Source organism: Agrobacterium tumefaciens str. B6, from assembly GCF_001541315.1.
GTDB lineage: Bacteria > Pseudomonadota > Alphaproteobacteria > Rhizobiales > Rhizobiaceae > Agrobacterium > Agrobacterium radiobacter.
This window is the reverse complement of the sequence record NZ_LMVK01000008.1, coordinates 113,798-134,467: the sequence shown is the minus strand read 5'-3', so window position 1 is coordinate 134,467 and position 20,670 is coordinate 113,798. Positions and strand designations below refer to the sequence as shown.

At 57.6% G+C, this 20,670-nt stretch carries 20 protein-coding genes; 8 read left to right on the top strand and 12 right to left on the bottom strand.

Annotation, left to right across the window (positions count from 1 at the left end):
- On the top strand, nucleotides 1-735 hold a 735-nt coding region (locus tag ASB65_RS08380; RefSeq protein WP_245301384.1), incomplete at its 5' end, for a conjugal transfer protein TraB.
- Nucleotides 736-749: 14 nt separating this feature from the next.
- Nucleotides 750-1,364, top strand: a complete 615-nt coding sequence (locus ASB65_RS08375) for a TraH family protein (RefSeq protein ID WP_060723641.1) — start codon at nucleotides 750-752, stop codon at nucleotides 1,362-1,364.
- 248 nt (nucleotides 1,365-1,612) lie between these two features.
- Here ASB65_RS08375 and ASB65_RS08370 read toward each other — a convergent pair whose 3' ends face one another.
- A complete protein-coding gene (locus ASB65_RS08370; protein ID WP_060723640.1) occupies nucleotides 1,613-2,512 on the bottom strand; it encodes an AraC family transcriptional regulator in 900 nt (299 codons plus the stop codon).
- Nucleotides 2,513-2,608: 96 nt separating this feature from the next.
- On the opposite strand from ASB65_RS08370, the gene ASB65_RS08365 reads away from it, so the two are divergent.
- A complete protein-coding gene (locus tag ASB65_RS08365) occupies nucleotides 2,609-3,361 on the top strand; it encodes an SDR family oxidoreductase (protein ID WP_060723639.1) in 753 nt (250 codons plus the stop codon).
- 208 nt (nucleotides 3,362-3,569) lie between these two features.
- Here ASB65_RS08365 and ctlX read toward each other — a convergent pair whose 3' ends face one another.
- The 7 genes from ctlX to ASB65_RS08330 all read right to left on the bottom strand — a co-directional run bounded on the left by ctlX (nucleotide 3,570) and on the right by ASB65_RS08330 (nucleotide 12,452).
- A complete protein-coding gene (ctlX, locus tag ASB65_RS08360; RefSeq protein ID WP_060723638.1) occupies nucleotides 3,570-4,493 on the bottom strand; it encodes a citrulline utilization hydrolase CtlX in 924 nt (307 codons plus the stop codon).
- Between the two features lie 4 nt (nucleotides 4,494-4,497).
- The gene (pepT, locus tag ASB65_RS08355; RefSeq protein ID WP_060723637.1) at nucleotides 4,498-5,793 is read right to left on the bottom strand and encodes a peptidase T; all 1,296 of its coding nucleotides are present in this window, start codon (nucleotides 5,791-5,793) and stop codon (nucleotides 4,498-4,500) included.
- Nucleotides 5,794-5,908: 115 nt separating this feature from the next.
- On the bottom strand, nucleotides 5,909-7,141 hold the full coding sequence (locus ASB65_RS08350) for a CapA family protein (RefSeq protein ID WP_060723636.1): 1,233 nt from the start codon (nucleotides 7,139-7,141) through the stop codon (nucleotides 5,909-5,911).
- Nucleotides 7,142-7,252: 111 nt separating this feature from the next.
- Nucleotides 7,253-8,935, bottom strand: coding sequence for a dipeptide ABC transporter ATP-binding protein (locus ASB65_RS08345; protein ID WP_060723635.1), 1,683 nt, complete (start codon nucleotides 8,933-8,935; stop codon nucleotides 7,253-7,255).
- Between the two features lie 20 nt (nucleotides 8,936-8,955).
- On the bottom strand, nucleotides 8,956-9,810 hold the full coding sequence (locus tag ASB65_RS08340; protein WP_376905485.1) for an ABC transporter permease: 855 nt from the start codon (nucleotides 9,808-9,810) through the stop codon (nucleotides 8,956-8,958).
- A 55-nt stretch (nucleotides 9,811-9,865) separates the two neighbouring features.
- The gene (locus ASB65_RS08335; protein ID WP_060723633.1) at nucleotides 9,866-10,843 is read right to left on the bottom strand and encodes an ABC transporter permease; all 978 of its coding nucleotides are present in this window, start codon (nucleotides 10,841-10,843) and stop codon (nucleotides 9,866-9,868) included.
- Between the two features lie 4 nt (nucleotides 10,844-10,847).
- Nucleotides 10,848-12,452, bottom strand: coding sequence for an ABC transporter substrate-binding protein (locus tag ASB65_RS08330; RefSeq protein WP_060723632.1), 1,605 nt, complete (start codon nucleotides 12,450-12,452; stop codon nucleotides 10,848-10,850).
- Between the two features lie 435 nt (nucleotides 12,453-12,887).
- Here ASB65_RS08330 and ASB65_RS27175 point away from each other — a divergent pair, with 435 nt between their 5' ends.
- Together ASB65_RS27175 and ASB65_RS08325 are read left to right on the top strand one after the other, a co-directional pair.
- Nucleotides 12,888-13,133 (top strand): helix-turn-helix transcriptional regulator, encoded by a 246-nt coding sequence (locus tag ASB65_RS27175; RefSeq protein WP_080868767.1) that lies wholly within the window; start codon nucleotides 12,888-12,890, stop codon nucleotides 13,131-13,133.
- Between the two features lie 195 nt (nucleotides 13,134-13,328).
- Nucleotides 13,329-13,862 carry a peroxiredoxin gene (locus ASB65_RS08325; protein ID WP_060723631.1) on the top strand — a complete coding sequence of 178 codons (534 nt, stop codon included), beginning with the start codon at nucleotides 13,329-13,331 and terminating at the stop codon, nucleotides 13,860-13,862.
- Between the two features lie 216 nt (nucleotides 13,863-14,078).
- Here ASB65_RS08325 and ASB65_RS08320 read toward each other — a convergent pair whose 3' ends face one another.
- Both ASB65_RS08320 and ASB65_RS08315 read right to left on the bottom strand, forming a co-directional pair.
- The gene (locus ASB65_RS08320; RefSeq protein WP_060723630.1) at nucleotides 14,079-14,711 is read right to left on the bottom strand and encodes a CatB-related O-acetyltransferase; all 633 of its coding nucleotides are present in this window, start codon (nucleotides 14,709-14,711) and stop codon (nucleotides 14,079-14,081) included.
- A gap of 346 nt (nucleotides 14,712-15,057) precedes the next feature.
- Nucleotides 15,058-15,474, bottom strand: coding sequence for a winged helix-turn-helix transcriptional regulator (locus tag ASB65_RS08315; protein ID WP_060723629.1), 417 nt, complete (start codon nucleotides 15,472-15,474; stop codon nucleotides 15,058-15,060).
- Nucleotides 15,475-15,563: 89 nt separating this feature from the next.
- Here ASB65_RS08315 and ASB65_RS08310 point away from each other — a divergent pair, with 89 nt between their 5' ends.
- The gene (locus ASB65_RS08310; RefSeq protein WP_060723628.1) at nucleotides 15,564-16,451 is read left to right on the top strand and encodes an NmrA/HSCARG family protein; all 888 of its coding nucleotides are present in this window, start codon (nucleotides 15,564-15,566) and stop codon (nucleotides 16,449-16,451) included.
- Between the two features lie 346 nt (nucleotides 16,452-16,797).
- Here the strand turns inward: ASB65_RS08310 and ASB65_RS08305 are convergent, their stop codons facing one another.
- The gene (locus ASB65_RS08305; protein WP_060723627.1) at nucleotides 16,798-17,529 is read right to left on the bottom strand and encodes an SDR family NAD(P)-dependent oxidoreductase; all 732 of its coding nucleotides are present in this window, start codon (nucleotides 17,527-17,529) and stop codon (nucleotides 16,798-16,800) included.
- Between the two features lie 81 nt (nucleotides 17,530-17,610).
- Between ASB65_RS08305 and ASB65_RS08300 the strand changes: the two genes are divergently transcribed.
- Nucleotides 17,611-18,000, top strand: coding sequence for a winged helix-turn-helix transcriptional regulator (locus ASB65_RS08300; protein WP_060723626.1), 390 nt, complete (start codon nucleotides 17,611-17,613; stop codon nucleotides 17,998-18,000).
- A 732-nt stretch (nucleotides 18,001-18,732) separates the two neighbouring features.
- Here the strand turns inward: ASB65_RS08300 and ASB65_RS08295 are convergent.
- Complete coding sequence (locus ASB65_RS08295) at nucleotides 18,733-19,497, bottom strand: SDR family oxidoreductase (protein ID WP_060723625.1); 765 nt, start codon at nucleotides 19,495-19,497, stop codon at nucleotides 18,733-18,735.
- Between the two features lie 123 nt (nucleotides 19,498-19,620).
- Here ASB65_RS08295 and ASB65_RS08290 point away from each other — a divergent pair, with 123 nt between their 5' ends.
- Complete coding sequence (locus ASB65_RS08290) at nucleotides 19,621-20,532, top strand: LysR family transcriptional regulator (protein ID WP_060723653.1); 912 nt, start codon at nucleotides 19,621-19,623, stop codon at nucleotides 20,530-20,532.
- The last annotated feature ends 138 nt before the right edge of the window (nucleotides 20,533-20,670 follow it).

The window sequence follows — 20,670 nt, the reverse complement described above, 5'->3', positions numbered from 1 at the left end:
GTCAGGGCCATGGCGACAGCTGGCCAGGCAGGCCTCGTAACCCGCCCTTGGCCAGCTGTCGCCATGGCCCTGACAGGCCTTTGGCTCTGGTCCGCCGCAACCTGGACCAACCCGAGACTACCTGAAGCCTGGCGCGGCGTCGATCTGGAATTGGGTGCTTCGCTCGGTCGGGAGGACGGTCTTGAGCGTCACCGTGATCTGATCGCAACGGTGCACGCCGCCGCCAGGGACGGGATCCGCTTTGTCGTACTGCCGGAAAGTGCCCTTGGCTTATGGACCCCGACTACGGAGCGACTTTGGACCGGCGGTTTCGCTGATGGTGACATCGCGGTCATCGCCGGTGCTGCGGTGGTTGATGCCGACGGTTACGACAATGTCCTCGTTGCGATCGACAGCAAGGGCGGGCGCATTCTCTACCGCGAACGCATGCCGGTCCCCGGGTCGATGTGGCAGCCCTGGCGATCCCGGGTTGGGGAAAGTGGCAGCGCCAGGGCGCACTTCTTCGGGAGCGCGATCGTCATTGTCGGTGATGTCCGCGTCGCTCCGCTGATCTGCTATGAGCAGCTTGTCGTCTGGCCGGTCTTGCAATCAATGCTCGACGCTCCCGACGTCGTTGTCGCCGTCGGCAACAGCTGGTGGACGGCCGGAACCTCCATCGCCGACATTCAGCGCGCGAGCACCGAAGCCTGGGCACGACTGTTCGACAAGCCTCTCGTCATCTCCTTCAACACGTGAACCATGGAGCTTGCATGCTGGACGCTGCGTTGATCAAAGAATGCGCCGACCCTTCCCTCAAGCCCGCGATCGTCGAGCAATTCGTGATGGCCGCAGGCTCGACTGATCCTCTCGCCGTCACGGTCAAATCAGGCGGCCGGTTGATCCTCGTGCCGAAAGCCACTTCAGCGGAAGAAGCGATGGCCATCGTGCGACAGTATGCCGGTCAGGCGGTTGTCCGCGTCGGGGTAACACAGTTTCCAGCCGGTGTTGGCATCAGGGAACCGGCGGATATCAAGCCGGACCTTGTCGATTCCTGCCAGAATCTCCGCAAAGGCACGGCGATGTTTGCCAAGGTCCTGAGGATCGTTGCCAAATGGTACGGTAACCCCAGGAGCGACGATGATGTTTTTCCGCAGATTTTCGATAACGCGGTTTACGCGTGGAAAACCGGCGAGTTCGAGGGCGTCGGCATTTTCCAGGCGGAGGATCCGGGAACGCCGGTTGAAGTGCCGCAGCGAGGTAGAGAAACGGCCACCGCCGAGGTGGACGACACCGAAATGGCGCCAAACGAGGAGCAACCGGTGACTGCCCAGAATGTCGGGCAAGCCGGGATACGGATCGACCTGTCGCGTATTGGAGGCCAATAGCTTTGACTTCGTTTGCCGGGCGGGAAGAGGAGGTCTCGATCCAGATGCAGCGCATGAACCGGTCTCTTCCAAATCCGGGTCTCACACGCCTTCCTCCTCTGCGTCGTTACGGTCGCATAGGACAGGCTCGAGTATCCTCGTTACATCTTCGGCCAGGCTCGCCTGAGGCGTTTAGCCTGGATCTTCGCGTCGCCCCGAGCAGGCGACAGGTTCCCGAAACTCTCCTTGCCTGCCCACGCCGCCGCTTCTTACGCTGCCATGCGGGCATATCGAGCCGGGGGCATCCCGGTATTCCGCGCAAAGGCCACGCTGAAGGTGCTTGCTGAGCCGTAGCCAACCCGTTCGGCGATATCCTCGATTGCGAGACTGCCATCCCGCAAGAGCTGCTTTGCCAGCGCCATGCGCCAGACCAGCAGATATTCCATCGGAGGAACCCCGACAATGCGATTGAACCGTGCAAAGAATGCCGAACGGGACAGCGAGGCCCTGTTTGCAAGATCGACAACGGTCCATGGATGGCCTGGACGGGCATGCATCGCACGAAGCGCGCCTGCGAGGCGTTCGTCCGCCAGTCCCCTGCGCAGGCCCGGCGCGGAGGTTGTTTCCGTTGCAGACCGCAATGCCTCGATCAGCAGAACCTCGATAAGGCGTTCCAGAACGAGTTCGCGGGCTGCGCGCCGATCCTGCGTCTCCTCATCGATCAATTGCATCAGCGTGGCAAACCGGGTTTTGTCACGCACCAGAACCACCTCCGGCAGCAGGGAGACGAGCAGCGCAGAATCCGGTGCGCCAAAGCTGCAATGGCCGATACGCATGCGCAGATCGGCCGGACCGTCGTGTGGCCCAACGCGGAAATACCCTTCATTGATCTTTGTCGGCACCATAGCCGGCAGATTGGCCGCAGCATCAATGCTCTCATTGACGAGATCGCGCATGGCGGGCGCGAGGACGAAGTCTCCGGCCTTAAGGGTCAAGGTTTGATGACCATCGAAGGTAACGCGGCACGTCCCTTCCAGGATCGCGCAATAGAATGGTTCACCTGTCGCCTCACGGCGTATGCGCCACGCGCCTGAACATTCCACCAGTTTCGACAATCGCGCGGTGGGCTGCAGAAGCGTGACGATTTCGGCAATGGGGTCCACAGTCATATCAGGACTATCGCAAAAGAAATGAGGATGTCAGCATATATAAAGTCTTCCACCTGGTCACTACCATAATGTCAGTCACCCTGTATGGAGATAACTATGCCCAACATATTGATTACCGGTTGTTCCTCCGGCTTTGGCCTCGAAACCGCAAAACTGTTCCTCGAAAGAGGCTGGGATGTGGTGGCGACAATGCGAACCCCCGCCAGGGATTTGCTTCCGGCGTCCGATCGTCTGCAGGTCCTCGCGCTCGACGTCACCGATCCCGAAAGCGTTGCGCAACTGGTCGAGACCGCAGGTCACATCGACGTTCTTGTCAACAATGCCGGCCTTGGCGCGCCGTCGCCGGTTGAACTGACCGCCTCGCAGACCGTACAGGCTCTCTTCCAGACAAACACGATCGGAACATTGGCGATGATCCAGGCGGTGGTCCCGCAAATGCGCCATCGCCGAGCCGGCGTCATCATCAATGTCACATCCTCGGTTACGGTCAAGCCACTGCCGATTATCGGGGTATACCGCGCCAGCAAGGCGGCGGTGAACGCATTCAGCGAGTCTCTGGCGATGGAAATGGAGCCTTTCGGCGTCCGTGTGCATATCGTCTTGCCGGGCCGTTCGCCGCAAACCAGCTTTGGTGCCAACGCTCGTCCACATCTGCGCGGCATGGATGACGCGGACTATGCCCCTCTTCTACAACAATTCATCAAGAATGTTCAGGACGACAAAGGCCCCGTCACCCAGGCCCGGGATGTCGCCGAGGCAATTTGGCAGGCTGCCAACGATCCCTCCGCGCCACTGCGCATTGCTGCGGGCGAAGACGCAGCGCTCTGGATGGCTGAGGCAGGCCTGTAGTCATCGAAGCGCCGGTCAAACCGGTGTTACCCAATCTGGCACTGATACTGGAGCGTGTCGATATTGGATAACAATACCGGCACGCTCAAGCTTGTCCTTGTTGCATATGCCCTATGCACAGACGGATTTCTCAATACCGGGGATGCCTTCTCGAACGAGATTTCACCAAGGGCCTCGATTGGCGGCGCAAGTGGTGATCGGGATATCCCTAAGTTTGACGGAGAGACAGGTGAATGCCCGCCAGCGTGCATCGCACGGAACCTCCGGCCATTTCGATTGATGGTATATCAAGCGCAACAATTCTCACGCGCTCTTCGATCGCGTTTCGCTGTGAAGGTTCGAGCGACGCCAGGGCAGTCGTCGACATGGCTAAAAGGCGGCCATTGTACCCCTGAAGCTCCAGCGCATTGCCTGCAAACCTGCCGATCTGGTCATCACGCAGTTCAATGACGTATCGGCCTGAATTGTGCAGGCGTGCCAGGATCTCTTCACGACGCACGACGTCTGGTATCATCCCTGCCCCGATCATGGCGAAATCGGTTCCGATGCACATCAGGACGTTCGTATGATAAATGGCTACTCCCCGAGCGTCGCAGGCATCAAATACCATCGGCTCGAACCCGAATTGCGTCGAGAAGCGTTCCAGCACAACGGGGTCTGTCCGATCTGATCGTACCGCGTATGCAACCCTGTCGATATGGTCCAGGACCATTGCGCCCGTCCCCTCGAGGAACAGACCGTCGGGCTCCAGGCCGGAATAGTCTACGACCTGCTGCACGCGGTATTCGGATTTCAGCATCTCGATAATGTCGAACCGCCTCTCCCGTCTACGATTGTTCGCCCGCATCGGATAGATGGCCACGTGCCCGCCGGCATGGGTTGAGAACCAGTTGTTGGGAAAGACCGAGTCGGGTGTGGGCGTTCCCAAATCATCAAACAGGGGAACGGTTACACCATGGCTGCGGAGTGTTTCCACGGCATTGGTGACTTCGACATAGGCTTCTTTCGCTATATCCGAAAGATCAATATCTGTTGTCTGGAAGCTGTTGTCGGCAGCCGTCTGTTCATTGACAGTGAAATTATGAGGCCGGACCATCACGACCGCGGCTGGCGCTTGCGGAGAATATCGCATGAATTCATCCCCTCTGCCGGAAGATGTCGGTTTTCAGCTGAAGGTCGACGCCTCCCTGCCCCGCAAGCTTGCAGATTGTCAGTGCCGTCTCATATGATTTTACGAAGGCAGGGACCGGCAGGAATTCAAACCGCGAATGGAAGTTGTAGGCCCCTGTGAAAAAGTTCGGCGTGGGTATCCCGCGCGCGGACAACGCTGAACCATCTGTTCCACCACGCATCGGAATGATTTTCTTTGCAATGCCGAGGTGATCGAGGGCGCTGAACAACAGACCGGACGCGCGCGGATCAGCAGCGAGGTGATCGCCGATATTGTCGTAGGTGCCGGAAACAGAGCTTCGAACCGAACCGGTCGGATATTGTGCCGCAACCAGCGCCGCGACCTCGCCCATTCGCTTTTTTCGTTCTTCGAAACCGGTCTTGTCGAAATCACGGATCATGACCTTCAGTCGGGCCTCGCTATCGCTGGCGACCAGATCCTTGAACCAGAAATACCCTTCCCTGCCTTCGGTGAATTCAGGCGTATCGTTACGATCGAAGTGCGAGATGAAATCGAGCGCCATCAAAAGAGGATTTACCAGTATCCCTTTGGCCGACATCGGATGAGCGCTGACGCCCGTAAAAACGATCTCTGCGGATGCGGCGTTGAAATTTTCGACCACCACCTCGCCCTGCTCACAGCAATCGATGGTGTAAGCGAAGTCGCAAGGGAAACGGGCAAGATCGAGCGCCTTTGCTCCTCTTAAACCGATCTCCTCGTCAGGAACGAAGGCGATGGCAATGTCACCGAGGGGAGCGTCATCCTCCAGTCGTGCCAGCAGCGTCATGATGACCGTAATCGCAGCCTTGTTGTCGGCGCCGAGCACGCTGGTGCCGTCGCCCACCACAATATCTTCACCTTCCCAGCCCCTGAGTTCAGGATGATCATCTACCCTCAGCCAGATATCGTGGTCACTGTTCAGGCTGATATCGCTTCCTTCAAAGTGCTTGATCTGTGGCTTGATGATCGCAGACAGGCCGACATCGACAGTATCGAGATGGGCGATGAAGCCGACGCGCGGGAGGTTCGGATCACTGCCGCGCCTGATCGCCGTGACGATTGCATTATCGTCGACAATCACGTCTTCAAGGCCGAGTTCCTGAAGCTCCTGTGCAAGCAGCAAGGCAAGTTTCAGTTGTCCGGGCGTTGACGGTAACTCTGAAGAGGCCGCATTGCTCTGGCTTTCGATGCCGACATACCGGAAAAATCGTTCGAGAAGCTCGTCACGTAGCCCGGTTGCGTCCCCTGCTGTCGTGTCCATGATCTGCGCTCCGTTCGTAATCTTTGTAATGTGCAGTTTGAAAATCTTGTTGCTTTGCTTTTGCCCGGACCTGCATGGCAATTCGCGCTGCCTCGTGTTCTGCTCGATCCAGGGCTCAGAGCCGAAGAATGCCGATGTTGTCTTCGATGTCGATCCTCGTTCCCAGTTTAGCCGACTGCGCCTGAAGTCGCGCGAGGATACGGTCCGCTCTCCCGTTGGTCGCAAGATGGGGCGCCAGGCGCTCCTCCAGCCTCGAATGGCTCAAACCCTCCTCGCCACCGATGACAACGGGATGGAAATCGATACCTGCCAGGTGATTGCCGGTATCGAAACTGCACACACCAATAACGCTCTCCCAGACCTCCGGTGCATGCCATGTGGATTTCGACGGAACATGGAATATGAAATTTCCAAGGCTGTAAAAGATCGGCCGACCGTTATAAATCTCGAGCGGTTGAAGGACGGGTGCGCCGTGGCTCAGGAACATTGCCGCGCCCGCGTCGATGCAACGGCGCGCGACGGAGCCAACCCAGTCGGGAACCTGGTACCAGTCCGGGGCCCAATGATGATGATGCAGATAGGCGACGACGAGGTATCCTTCGTTCGCAGCCGATGCGATTTCCTGAAGGTTGCGCTCCATGTCCGATCTGTCGATGCTGACGTTGCGCCCAAAACGTCCGGCCCGCTTGAAGACCGTCCGGCCGAGCGCCAGCTCGTCAACAGGATCGACGAAAGGCGGATCGTTCGGTTGACTGTCGTTGGAAAGGTCGATCGCGGTATATCCGACTTTGTCCCGGATCGCGGTCAGCTCTTCAAAGGCGCGATCGTCGACTTCGATGAGCTGCGAAAGCTTGAGACGGTTGATGCCGGGACGCGCGGGGCGATGTTCGTCACCGTCAGCTGCATACATGAGATCAGGTCCCGGACCGCCATCCATGGAAACCATCGCCACGCGGTTTGTGCCAACCACTCCCCTCGCCGCCTGGGCTGCATGCCGGTGGTCCCTTCCGATCCCCGCACGCAGTATCCGGCGCCGTTCCACTTCGTCCAGGGTTGCCAGGATCCCTGATGGTCCCAGGTCAAACGCATGGTTGTTGGAAAGCGACAGAGCGCCAAAACCCATCTCGGCCAGAGCATCAAGCACGATTGGCTTGCTGCATCCGAAAAAGGAACCTTTCAGTGGCCAGCCGCCATAATCTCCAAGAATGGTGCCCTCGAAATTGGTAAAGGAAAGATCTGCATTTCGAAGGATGTTCTGGACCGCCTTGAACTCCGCAGCATCGATGTTCCGAATGTCGTGTTTGATAAGAGACTGGCCGGTCACGGCGAGAGTAAATCGTCCTGTCATATGCTTTTGCCTGTGTTGACCGCCTGCGGGGCGGCAGGTTGGTGGATGGGCGGACAATCGCGCCCCTGAAGCTGCGGTGCTGGTAAATGAACGTAATCTTCCGCGGAGATATCAGTGCATGAATCGTCGTGGCCGAGCGTCGATGAGACTTCGCGTGTAGGGATTGCGCGAATTCGAGAAGACGTCATCACAAGGGCCGCTGTCCTCGATCCTGCCATCCCTGAAGATGAAAACCGAGCGGCAGAGCTGCTGGACGACCGCCAGATCGTGCGAGATAAACAGCATCGAAAGTTTCTGGCTCAGAACGGTTTCCCTGAGCAATTCGATGATCTGGGCCTGCACCGAGACATCAAGTGCAGAGGTCGGCTCGTCAGCGACGATGATTTGCGGACGTGCCAGAAGGGCTCTTGCGATGCAGACGCGCTGTTTCTGTCCACCCGAAAGCTGGTGCGGATAACGGGCAAGCAGGCCCAGCGGGAGTCCAAGTCGTTCCATCATTGCATCGAGTGAGTGCTTCTCGCCATCGTCTCCCGCACCAAAGCGGAGGCTCTCGCGCAAGGCCTCGCCTATACGCATCGTCGGGTTTAATGACACGGCAGGATCCTGAAAAATCATCTGCACCTGTCCTAGAAGGCCGCTGCGGTGTCCTGGTCGAGTCACATCGTAGGGCCTGCCCTCCAGCAGTATCGTTCCGGTGGACGCCGTTTCCAGCCCCGCAATGATCCGGCCGAATGTCGTCTTTCCGCTGCCGCTTTCTCCGACTATGCCGGTGATCTCGCCCCGAGGCAGCGTCAGGCTGATCTCGCTTAAGGCGAACCGGGCAGAGCCACGCCCCCTGCCGACCACAGAGGACAGCTTGCTTGCAACGAATGACTTTCCAATGCCCTCGGCAACAAGCGAAGCATTGGAAGCACCCCTCATCGCTGCAGCTGCTTCCTCCCCCCGTGGGCTGTAGTGGCTGTTCTCGCCAGCACCTTCACTATTCAGACGTAGCCGGGGAACCGCAGCGAGAAGGTCGCGTGTATAGTCCTCGACAGGTTTGTCGATCACGCTGGCGGTGTCGTTTTCCTCGACGACCTTTCCGCTGTGCATGACGAGGACGCGATCCGTAACGTCTGCGACGACGCCCATGTCATGGGTGACAATGATGATTGAAATGCCCGTTTCATCAACGAGCCTGCGCAGCAGCGCCAGGATTTGCTTCTGTACTGTGGCATCCAGTGCAGAGGTCGGTTCATCCGCGATAATGAGATCGGGTGATCCGGCCAGCGCCATGGCGATCACCGCCCGCTGTCGCTGCCCGCCGGAAAACTGGTGCGGGAAGTGACCGTAGCGGCGCTCCGGGTCGGGAATGCCAACCCGCCCGAGGAGCTCCAGCGAACGCAGCCGGGCATCAGCGGAAGACGAGTTCGCGTTATGGGCGCGAACCGTCTCGGTGATCTGGGCACCGACGGTCATCAGCGGGTCAAGCGACGCGGTATGATCCTGGAACACCGCCGAAATTCGCCGGCGCCTTGCGAAGTCACTGTCGAGTGGAGCGAGGGCCATCCCGTCGATGGCGATCGTTCCGGAAACCTGCTCGATGTCGGGCGGCAGCAGGCCGAGGATCGCGTTTCCAATCGTCGATTTTCCGGCGCCCGATTCCCCAATAATTCCCAGGATTTTGCCACGGTCGAGCGTGAAACTGACATCGCTCAGGATCATCGACTGGCCGGACTTTGACCGGTGGCGGAGACTTAGATTGCTGACCTCGACAAGAGGCACGGCGTCGTTGTCTGTCACAGGTTTTGTCATTGCTGTTCCTAAGCTGTTCATCATGGCTTGCTCCTGGGGTCGAGGCGCAGGCGAATGCCCTCGCCCGTAAAGTTGATGGCGGCGATCAGGCAAAACAGTGCAAGGCCAGGAAACAGGCTGATCCAGTACTGACCAGTCAGCAGATATTGGAAACCGTTTGCGACCATCGAGCCGAGCGACGGTTTGTCGAGCGGAACGCCAAGGCCGAGGAACGACAGTGTCGCTTCAAGCGCCACCGCATGCCCAACCTCGATCGGGATGAGACTGACGGCCGGAGCGATACTGTTTGGCAGGAGGTGCCGGAATATGACCTTTTGGGTCGGCAGACGCATCAGACGTGCTGCATCCATATAGGGCTTTCTTGTCTCGCTGAGGGCGACGCCCCGCACCAGCCGTGCATAACTTGCCCATTGCGCAATCACGAGCGCAAGAATGATCCTGTCCACGCCCGGACCAAGCGTGACGATGGCGACCAGCGCAACGAGGATCGTCGGAAGGCTGAGCTGCAGGTCGACGAGGCGCATGATGACAACGTCAACCCAGCGCCCGAAATAGGCAGCGCTAACCCCAGCCGTCAGGCCGATCAATGCAGCGATCGCCGAGCTGGTGAGCGACACGACGAGGCTGATGCGCAATCCATAGAGAATGGTACTGAAAATATCCCGCCCCAGCCCGTCCGTACCAAGGAGATAAATGTAACCTCCGCTGCCGACGGTGCCAGGAGCCGATGACGCCTCCCACCCGAATACCTGAAGCGGATCATAGGGGTTCTGCAAAGCAATCAGGGGTGCTGCAAGCGCCGCCAGTATGAAGCAGCAAAGGACGACTGTTGATAGGCGACCCGAAGCATAAGAAAAAGGGCGTCGTCCGGACATGCCGGTGCGCATCCCAAGCGCCCGAAGAATAAGCGGTCTCATGATATGTCCCTTCTTATGGCGACAGGCGTACACGTGGGTCGCCGAACGCGTAATAGAGATCGACGACAGCGTTCAGCGTAACGAAGCTCACGGCGGTGAAGGTGAGGCTCGCCATCACGACAGGTCGGTCCAGCAACTGAATGGAGTCGATCAGGAGCTTGCCAATCCCCGGCCAGGCAAAGATCGATTCAACAACGACGGCAAAGGCGAGCATTCCGCCAAATTGCAGGCCGATGATCGTGACAAGAGGCACGCTGATATTCGGCAAGGTGTGAGCCAGGAGGATTCGCTTCGGCGAAAGGCCTCGTGCCCTGCAAAAACGCGTGAACTCCTGCTGTTCCACCTCGATCGTGCCCGATCTTGTCAGTCGGGCAATCAGTGCGATGTTCGGGATGGCAAGTGCCAGCATCGGGAGGATCATGTGCCGCAATCCGTCTGCGGTCAGAAAGCTCCATTCGCTCCCTGCAAAACTTGCCATCGCCCCTCTGCCACCCGACGGGAACCAGCCGGTCAGGACCGCACCCGTCAGGATCAACATCATGCTGAGCCAGAAAGAGGGAACGCTGAGAGCAAAAACGCTGCCGTTCAGGACTATCCGGTCGAACGCCGTTCCCTTTCTTCTGCCGGCAACGAGGCCAAGTCCGACACCGGTGACGGCCGACAGAAGCATCGCCGCGCAGGCGAGCTCGAGCGTTGCCGGCAGTTTGCCAAGAACCAGGTCAAATGCGGGTTGATGGTAGATATAGGAGGTACCGAAGTTGCCGCTGACGACGTTCTTCAGGAACAATCCATATTGTTGCCAGATCGGCAGGTCGAGCCCGAGCGCAACTGTCGCACGCCTGATGTCTTCGGGTGTGGCAGTTTCGATGTTGACCACATTGAAGACGGGATTGCCGACGCTGTGGGTGCCGATGAAGCCGATCAGCGACATGGCGAGGAGTAGAAGCAAGGTCTGCGAGACCCTTGCCGACAAGGCGGAGATTAGACCCATCACCTTACTCCGTCGCTGCGGTGGTCTGCATGGCCGTTGTCCAGCCGCGCGGATGCATCACGAATGATCCAACTTTCGGGCCGTAGCCGACGATATGATGGAAGTGATAGAGCGGGATGATCGGCTGGTCTTTGAGAGCAAGCTCCGTTGCCTCTGCAAGCGCAAAATTCCGCGCCTCGCCTTCTTCGAGGCCCTCTGCCTTTGCAAGAAGTGCGTCAAAGGCTGGATTGCGATAATGCCCGAAGTTCAGCGCTCCGGTGCCGCGCTCCTTATCCGGAGAGGCCAGCAGTGCTTGCAGGATGACGTCCACGGATTCGCCAGAGGTCCCGCCATACCAGGCGGCGTATTCGCCGGCGGCGCGTTTGGTGTTGAATACCGAAAACGGGGATGCCTGGGGCTGGACAGACACGCCGATCCGTGCCCAGCTCTGTGCCACAGCCTGAAGACTGTCGCTGTCTCCGGGGTAACGGCCGGCAGGGCCAGCAAGCACCAGGTTGAAACCGTCAGGATAGCCGGCATTTGAAAGCAGTGCCTTGGCAGCGTCATAGTCGGGTGCTTCTGCCTTCAGGTTTGGGGAGGTTCCGGGCAATCCTTCGGGGAACAGCTGTGACGCTGCGGTTCCGTAGCCGGAGAGGATTTTTTCTGCGATTACATTGCGATCCGTGGCAAGCGCCAGGGCCTTTCTCTCCCTCGCGTGGCGAAACGGGTTTGGAATTGGGGTGCCGGATTTGTCGGTGACGCCGGACACCTTCTCCTTCTCGACGTCGAACTGCAGAAAATTGATGCGAGCCGCACTGATGCTGGCGATACTGGCGCCGCGCTGTTTCAGGGAGCTCACGTCCCTTGCCGGGATCGAGTCAGCCACGTCCACATCACCGGCAGACAAAGCCGCGACACGGGCCGCAGGACTTTCCATGACCCTGAAGTTGACCGTGGGCCATGCGGGACGACCGCCCCAGTAGTCATCGTTTCGTGTCAGTCGCAGGGTCTCGCCCGAACTCCAGCCCTCCAGCTTGTAAGGGCCCGTGCCGACTGAAGCCCGCCCGGAGTTGAGTTCCTCCGTTGTTTGAAACCCGTCCCCCGGCTTGTGCATGATGAAGACGGAAGACATCAGCAAAGGGAAATTAGGGACTGGCCGATCCGTTTCGAAGGTGACCGTCAACGGATTCGATGCCGTAACGGACCTGATATCTGTCACGTAGGAACGGTATCCGCCGCTGGGTGACTGTAGGAAATTCTTGATACGCTCGATGGAATAGACGACATCCTCTGCCGTAAACGGCGATCCGTCGTGAAATTTGACGCCATCACGCAGCTTGAACTCCCAGCGGTTGCCGGAGATCATCGACCATGAAACCGCGAGGCCGGGCTTGAGAGAGAGCTTTTCGTCCTGGTAAACCAGCCGCTCGTAAATATTCGACAGCAGCGAAGTGTTTTCGTTGAGGTTCGCATAATGCGGATCGAGCGTCATCAACTTGTAAGATGTCGCGATCCTTAAGTCCGACTGGGTCTGGGCGCCGACTGGCGTTGAGGGCTGGGTGAGAAGCACGATTGAGAGAATGCCCGCCGCAATAGCGATTGGTCGTAATGTTTTGGTGAAATTGGTCATCGAGTTCCCTTTTGTCGTTGAAATTTGGACGGCCGAGCCCCTTGCTGCGGCGAGGCAGCAACTCGGTTCAGCAGTCAGTTGCTTGAATCGGTAATGCGACGGGTGCGCTGGAGCTCCGCCGGATAAATGAAACAGTGCTCGAATTTAGAGGGCCACAGCCTTCCTGTTTTGATCCCCCGCCCTAGTTGGTTGGGCCGGCGCGGTCATCGGGCCAACGCGCGGGCAGTAGGCAGGAAAAAAGACCTAGGAGTTGAGTTGAAATCTGTCCTCGCGAAATTAGGCGTAGTTCTGCTATTGTCGGAATCAACCATGATCCGAGCTCCCTAACAGCATGATTGTGGTTAGGCCGCATCATGCGCTCGTGCGCGAGATGCAGTCAAGTGAAACTAAAAGTGCCACATGAACTAAAAAAGTTCAACCCGAAATCGTGGATTTATGAAGAAAATAACAGGTGCTCAGATTCGAGCCGCAAGGGCCCTAAAGCGATGGACGGCTGAAGAGTTGGCCAGTCATGCCTCTGTTGGATTATCGACGATAAGAAGAGCTGAAGCTGACAATGGAGTACCATCCATCACCGCGGCAAACTTGAAGCTAATACATCTCGCTTTTGAAGATGCTGGAATCGAATTCATCGAAGAAAATGGCGGTGGGGTTGGTGTTCGCTTCAAGAACCCGCGTTAATCGAACGATCTTTTTCGCGACGAAGCGCCTCTCAATTTTCTGTCGGAAGCGGCGTTTTGGAATCTCTGCCAAGATGGGTTTATCAGTGAGCGCTCCTGCAAATCACACACCGTAGTGGCGCAAATCTAGGCAGACTCTCGTGATTGGCAACTCGGGGAGATTGAAGTGATTGCAGATGGCCGAAAACCTAGTGATATGAAAAACCCACAGGAAGATAGCGCAGCGATCCGTTTGCTGGGGATGGAAATACCGGACGTTACGCTGAAAGCGACCGATGGCACGACTGTTGACCTCAAAGGACCGGGTCTATCCGTAATCTATGCGTACCCACGCACTAGTCCACCAGACGGCAGCGCATTTGAGGGATGGGACGAAATACCCGGAGCTAGAGGATGCACGCCTCAGTCTTGTGCGTTTCGCGACCATTTCTCTGAGTTGAGAAGACTAGGGGTGAGTCGTCTTTTCGGGCTTTCGACTCAGACCACTGAATATCAAAAAGAGGCCGCAGAACGGCTTCATCTGCCCTTTCCATTGCTTTCTGACAATTCGCTTTCGCTGGCCAACGCTCTTGACTTACCCACTTTTGAAGCCGGCGGGTTCACCTTGCTCAAGAGGCTGACAATGATAATCGAAGACGGTACTATCAAGCATGTTTTCTATCCGGTTTATCTGCCCGATGAGAATGCCGACGCGGTGATTGCTTGGCTGGCAGCAGACTATCGCTCATGATTGTACGGAGTACCGACAACGGTCGAGACGCACGCTGCTTCTGTGGTTCCCGCACAAATCCATCGGCTTCGGGCACTTTAGCCCACGTGCTTAGGTGCCTTTGGAAAGACAGTTATGGGGCCGGGAGGAGACTGTCTGAATTTGGGGTGTCAAAACACTAAAGCCGACATCAGTAGATCTGGTGCCGTTGGCCAAGTTCGGCCCGAAGCGGACGTGCTAGACGCTCTTTAGAGCGGCCAAGTCACCATTGCTCAAGGATGTCAAATTGGTTTCGATCTTCTCGATCGACCAATCCCACCAGGCGATATCAAGAAGGTCGTTTATCACCTCGGCGGAATAACGCATTCTAATGATGCTGGCTGGATTGCCGCCAACCACCGCGTAAGGTGGGACATCGCGCGCGACCACTGAGGCTGCGGCCACGATTGCGCCCGCACCAATGTGCACGCCCGGCATAATTGCCGCGTCGTGGCCGATCCAAACGTCATGGCCAACAACAGTGTCTCGAACAGGAAGGTCCTTGTAACCGAATGTCTCGGGCTTGAAGATTCGAAATGGATATGTCGTGAAACCAGCCATCGGATGATTGGCCGAACTGGTTATGAAATAGCTGCCCCGAGCGATCTGCACAAATTTGCCAATGACCAGACGCTCGCGACACGCGTGACCGAGATAGGGTGCCAGTATCTGGGCCGTTTCTTCCAATGTTCCGGAATGCGTGAAATAGCTGAAGTTGCCGACGTCGATACGTGGATGGTCGATGACGTTCTTCAGGTAAACCGTGTCCGAATGGACCCGGCCGTCAGGCAGAGTGATTGGATGGATTGCGTCCGCATCGAGGAGCGGCATGGAGATCCTTTTCGACTGGCTGATTGCCGGGCAACGGCGAGATATCCCCACGTTGACAAGCTTGATTGATCTGAGCTGATCGACGATATTGCTGCCAAGCCGTCAAGTACAGCTTGCCGCCCTTATCACTTCCATGAATAGTTTTCATGAGAGGTTTCCGAACGAGCGAAAAACGTCACCGGCGCGAAGAGGAAGACGCCTTTTGGAGCGAAGCTGCATATCAGCTTCCGACCTTAAAAGCGGTCGCCCAGGGGAGTAATCGAAAAAATGCGGAAAGTGGTCTTAGCCAAGCGTTGCTAACCTGGGGCGGCCTCAGAGCTTTTCAACTCGGCTCGGAGATTTGGATCTACAACTCCGTCTGGTTGTCGTAAGCGCGCCGGCGCGCTCTGATGGTGTCCAGATTGTCGTGGACCCAGAAGTTAAATCCCTCAAGGGCGTGCAAAGCTCCATGGGCGATCTCTGTCAGCTGGTACTCGACACGCGGCGGCACCTCGGGAAAATAGTGACGCACAACAAATCCCTCGCGCTCGAGATTACGCAGCGTGAGCGTCAGCATGCGCTGTGTGATCTCACCGACATCTTTTCTCAATGTCGAAAAGCGGAGCCGATGATCTTCCGCGAGAGAAAGACGCCAAATAACCGGCATAGTCCATTTGTCACTCAGCAGGCTGCAGACCCCGTTTGCCGGAATGGGTCTGAAGTGTCTGTCGTTTTCTGATCTGCGCGATGGGCCGGCATCGATCTGTTTTTCCAAGGGTATCATCCTTGTGCCTGATGCTGAAAAATGTGCCGTCTTCCGGCAGAATTACATTCGTATATATAGACGGTCCTTGTTTAACGCGAGGGTTTCAAGTGACCAATAGCAAGCACCCCATTCTGGTTTTCGGCGCCACGGGAAGGCAGGGAGGATCTGTCGCCAAAGCCCTGTTGAAGGTGGGATGGCCAGTTCGCGCACTCGTTCTGGATTCCACCAAAACTGCATCGCTGCAATTGCGGAATGCAGGCGTCGAGCTTGTGCAGGGTTCATTTGAAGACACCAAAGTAATCCGCACAGCGATGAAAGACGCTTACGGTGTTTTTAGCGTACTACCAGGGAACCTGGCTGCCGAAGACGAAGTCCGTCATGGTATATCGATTGCGAATATCGCTGCCGAAACCGGCATCAACCATTTTGTTTATTCCTCAGGCGCCAGCGTGGGGAATGAACTGACTGGCGTTCCGCGTTTCGACGCCAAGCCTCGTATCGAAGCCCATATTCGACAGCTCGACATGACTACGACCATCATACGGCCGATGATTTTCATGGAAATGCTGGTGAGGCCTGGCTTCGGTCTGGATGAGGGCCGGCTGGTGTCCTTGATCCGATCCGACCATTTCATTCAGCTTACTGCCGTGGAAGACATCGGCAGGTTTGTTGCAGCCGTGCTTGCCGACAAGTCCCGCTTTGGCGGCGCAACACTTAAGATCGCCAGCGATCGACTGACCGGCCCCGAGCTTGAGGCCGCCTTCAGCGAAGCAGCCGGTCGCCCGATCACCTATGAACGGTTTCCGGACGATGTTTTGGCTGTAAACGCTGATCTCGCCCATATGGCAAAGAGCCTGGAAGACGGGCCGCTTGCCGAGCAGGTCGATCTGAAACTTATGCGCGAAATCAACCCCGACCTGCTGACTTTTGCGTCTTGGCTTGCTGGCGATGGGCGCAGGTCTCTGGATGCAGCCTTGTCAGCATCAGTCTCGTGATACTACGCCGGCTTCAATAATACCAACCGGGAGGGACGTCACGAGGACAGGCTTGCCAGGCCTTTCGACCTCATTGCCATCGTTAGCTTCCCGTAGCCGGGTGCCTTAGAGCTGATATGACAAACAAGGTTACGCCGATTAAGTCAGCCTGTTTGAAGATACGACGGCGCCACAAGTACCAGGAATGCGGCGGCCTCGAGATCGCATTGAACGCGCTGGGCTTGGTCGGGGCACAAGCAGGATCTTGCCGCGCAGTCCGCCTTTTGCGATCACGTCATACTCCCTGTTTACGCTGGACACGGATACCCGACCTTGCTCAGATCGGGTACATCGTTTGGACTTAACCCTAGACCTGCCGCAAGCCGCCGTCGACGCACAATTCAGCACCAGCAATGTAGCTCGCGTCATCGCTCAATAAGAACAACGCGGCCGCAGCCACTTCGGAAGGCCGCGCCATCCGTCCCATCGGGATCGGGGCGACAATGGCCGCGCGCATGTCTGGCTGAACCGCAGCCATCATCTCCGTATCCGTAGGGCCGGGTGCAACGACGTTGACGCGGATGCCGATAGGTGCGAGCTCTGCCGTCCAGGTTCGGGCATAGGAACGCACGGCTGCCTTGGTAGCAGCATAGGTGCCGTAGGAAGCGAAGCCGCCGCTATCGGCAATGGATCCGATAAGGACGACCGACCCGCCTTCCGTCATTGCCGTCAGAGCCGCCTGGAGGCCGAAGACCATCCCGCGGACGTTGACGTTGAAGTGGCGGTCGAAGTGTTCAGGCGTTATCTCGTTGATTTGCGCAGGCTCGGAAAGACCTGCATTCAAAACGAGCGCGTCGATACGACCATGTGCCTTTCGCACTTTTTCGACAGTCTCCGCCATATCTTCGGGGATCGCGGCATCGGCGGCAATGCCGACCGTGCCGTGACCGATAGCCGTTGCCGCCTTTTCGGCATCTTCGCTTCGGCGACTAGTGATGACGACCTTCGCCCCTTCGGCTGAAAGCCGCTCTGCAATTGCCAAGCCGATACCCTTGGCGCCCCCGACAATCAGGGCAACCTTGTTACTCATTCGAGCCATCGTAAATCCTTTCAATTGGTGGTCTCGTCATGATATACCTTAGATATCTGATATCAATTACGCACCTGAAGTAGCCTAAATATGGACGAGTATACTGACCTTGAAGCACTCTCTCAGTGCGCCCTTAACGACATGGCGCGGGTTCGCCCCGTGCTCGACAAGATCGCGGACAAATGGACAATCCTGATCCTGACGGTGATCTGTCCCAAGCCTTCGCGCTTCAACGAGATCAAGCGGCGCCTCGACGGGATCACGCACAAGGCTTTGGCTGATGCTTTGAAGAGGCTTGAGCGGAACGGTCTTGTAACGAGGACCGTCCTGCCAACGCAGCCGGTGGGCGTGGAATATGCCATCACGCCGCTGGGCCATTCGCTGCGGGAGCCATTTGAAGCACTGTGTTCATGGGCAGCGGCCAACGCCGACAAGGTCGAGGCGGCTACGCTACGCTATGACAACAGGGGGAGCCGGTGACTTCCTTTTGGTTATTGACCAACGGATAAACGCTCTTGAACTTTTCAGGAAAATTCCAGCCAGCCCTCAGGACTCTATAGGTCCGCGTCAGTATGATTGCAAATCGATGGTCATAATCGCCCGGCTAATCAATATCGACTGGCGAACTTTTCGATCAGGGGGCTCACATGCCTGCAATCCTGGTCCTGACTCTTTTTCATGTCCTGATGAATGTTGTTGCAATCGTCGCAGGAGCGGGACCCATCCGCCGGCTGATCGCAAACGGTGACGATCGTAGTCTTGTGCAGTGGTTCCCGACGACAATTGCCGTGGCGGCTTGTGACCGGCTTTCTGTTTTCCTTCAATGGTGTAACGCCGGCGATCAATGTCGGCACCCTGTGCAGGATCCTGGTGTCGCTCTATCGCGCTCTACCGGGGAAGATTGGCGGGCTTCTGGCGGCCTGTCTATGTGGCGGTGTCACGCTCTTGATGTTCTTCAACACGCTGGTGCTGATCATCCAGTCGTTCCAGAAGATCGGGCCTTTGCACGCCCTGGCACCGCTCGGCAACAAGCCCGCGATCCCCGCCTGTCAGGTCGTCCTTCTGCTCGCCTCTCTGGCTGCTGGCATTTTTGCAGTGCTGAGGTTCCGACCGTCCTTGTCGGTCCCCGGCGCTTCCATACGGTTTTCTGATGGTTTTGCGTTCTTGCCAAACGGCGGACGATCGTCTTTGTCCGCCGTTTGGCTGGTCGATTCAAGTCCGGGTAATCGATGTGCCGCCATCCACCAGGGATGCAGTGCCGGTGACGAAGCTCGCGTCATCGGACGCAAGATAGAGGACCGATTTCGCGATTTCCTCGGCCGTGGCAACACGCTTCAGCGCATGCAGCGCGGTGATGAAGGCCTGCTTTTCGGGCGTGTCATTCATTTCTCGGTACATATCCGTGTCGACCGCACCGGGCAGGATGGAATTGACGCGGATGTTCTTCGAACCGAATTCGGCAGCCAGCGCCTGTGTCAAGCCAATCAGTCCAGACTTGCTGGCGGAATAGGCTGCGACACCGGGAAAAGAATAGCTGTAGCCGACAAAGGTCGAGGTGAAGATCATCGAGCCCGCGCCGTTCTTTTCCATCGCGGCCGCCTGATGCTTGGCGGCGAGAAACGACGCCGTCAGGTTGATCGCCAGCGCATCGGCAAACCCACGTTCCGAAACACCCGTCGTCGGCCCCGCCTCACCCAGCGTGCCGGCATTGTTGAAGGCGATGTCAAGCTTGCCGTATCGCTCCAGCGCTGTCGCCACCAGTCGCTGATGATAATCTTCCGCCCGGACATCGCCGGCGACCGCAATCGCCTGCCCGCCTGCCGCCTCGATTTCGGTGACGAGGCTATCGAGTTCCGCCTGTCGACGGGCACCCACGATGACCTTCGCACCTTCTGCGGCAAAGAGTTTTGCGGTTGCCCTGCCAATGCCCGAACTTGCGCCGGTCACGATGGCAACCTTGTTGTTGAGCCGTGTCATATTCTGATCTCCATTCGAGAGCAGCACCCTGCCGCTCCTTTCGATGGACTGAAGATGGCACCTTGCTATTGTTCGGACTAGTCGGCAGATATTGGAACTGAAATCCGGAGATACCGAACGATGCTGATGCGAACCGAGGGAATAGTGACCTTTGTTGCGGTGGTCGAAAGTGGCTCCATAAGTGAAGCCGCGAGGCGGTTGAGGTTATCCAAATCCGTGGTCAGCGAGCGCCTTGCCGAACTCGAAAAAACGCTGGGCGCGCTGCTTTTGCAGAGGACCACAAGAAAGCTCACACTGACCGAAAGCGGGCAAGCTTTTCTCGAACGTGCACGCCGTATTGCCGAGGAAATGGAAACAGCGGCAGAAGAGATTGCGGAGCAGCGTGGGGAGATTGTCGGGCCCTTGCGCATAGCAGCCCCGGTCACCTTTGGCCGCATGCATCTTGGTCCCGCTCTCTATCCCTTCCTGGCTGCGCACCCCAAGCTGGAGCTCACCCTGGATATCGATGATCGAAAAGTAGACCCTGCCGCAGACGGTTACGATGCCATCATCCGCCATGGCCCTATATCAGAGTCACGCCTGATCGCCTGGAAGCTGGCGCCCAGCCGGCGGATGTTGACGGCCTCGGCCGATTACCTCACGCGTTTCGGTACGCCTCGCACGCTGCAGGATCTCGAGCAGCATAAGGGCATTTTCTATACGAACCGCGGGATCGCCGATTGGCGATTCCAAACCTCGATCGGGAACGTCATCGTTCGGGCAAAGCTCGGCCTTGCGATCAACAACGGCGACATGATGCGCGATGCGGCGATAGCGGGCCTCGGTCTGGCGCTCTTGCCGGCATTCATCGCCGGTCCCGCCATTCGTGACGGTCTGCTGCAGGAAGTGCAGGTCGATCACAAGCCGGAACCGGAATTCATATTCATGGCCCACCCGCAGGGGCGCAAGCCGCCTGCGAAGCTGCGCGCCATGGCCGATCATCTGAAAACCGTGTTTGGCAATACGCCTTATTGGGATCCTGAGGCAACCGACTAGAGCAAAGGATACTTCCATGGATCAACTACTCGCCATCAGAACCTCCACCTCAGCAAGTTTACTGCCGGCATGGCTGACTGATGACATGGCGATCGGGCGAACCGGCAATTGGCCGGCTATGGAGCGCAGCACCTCGTC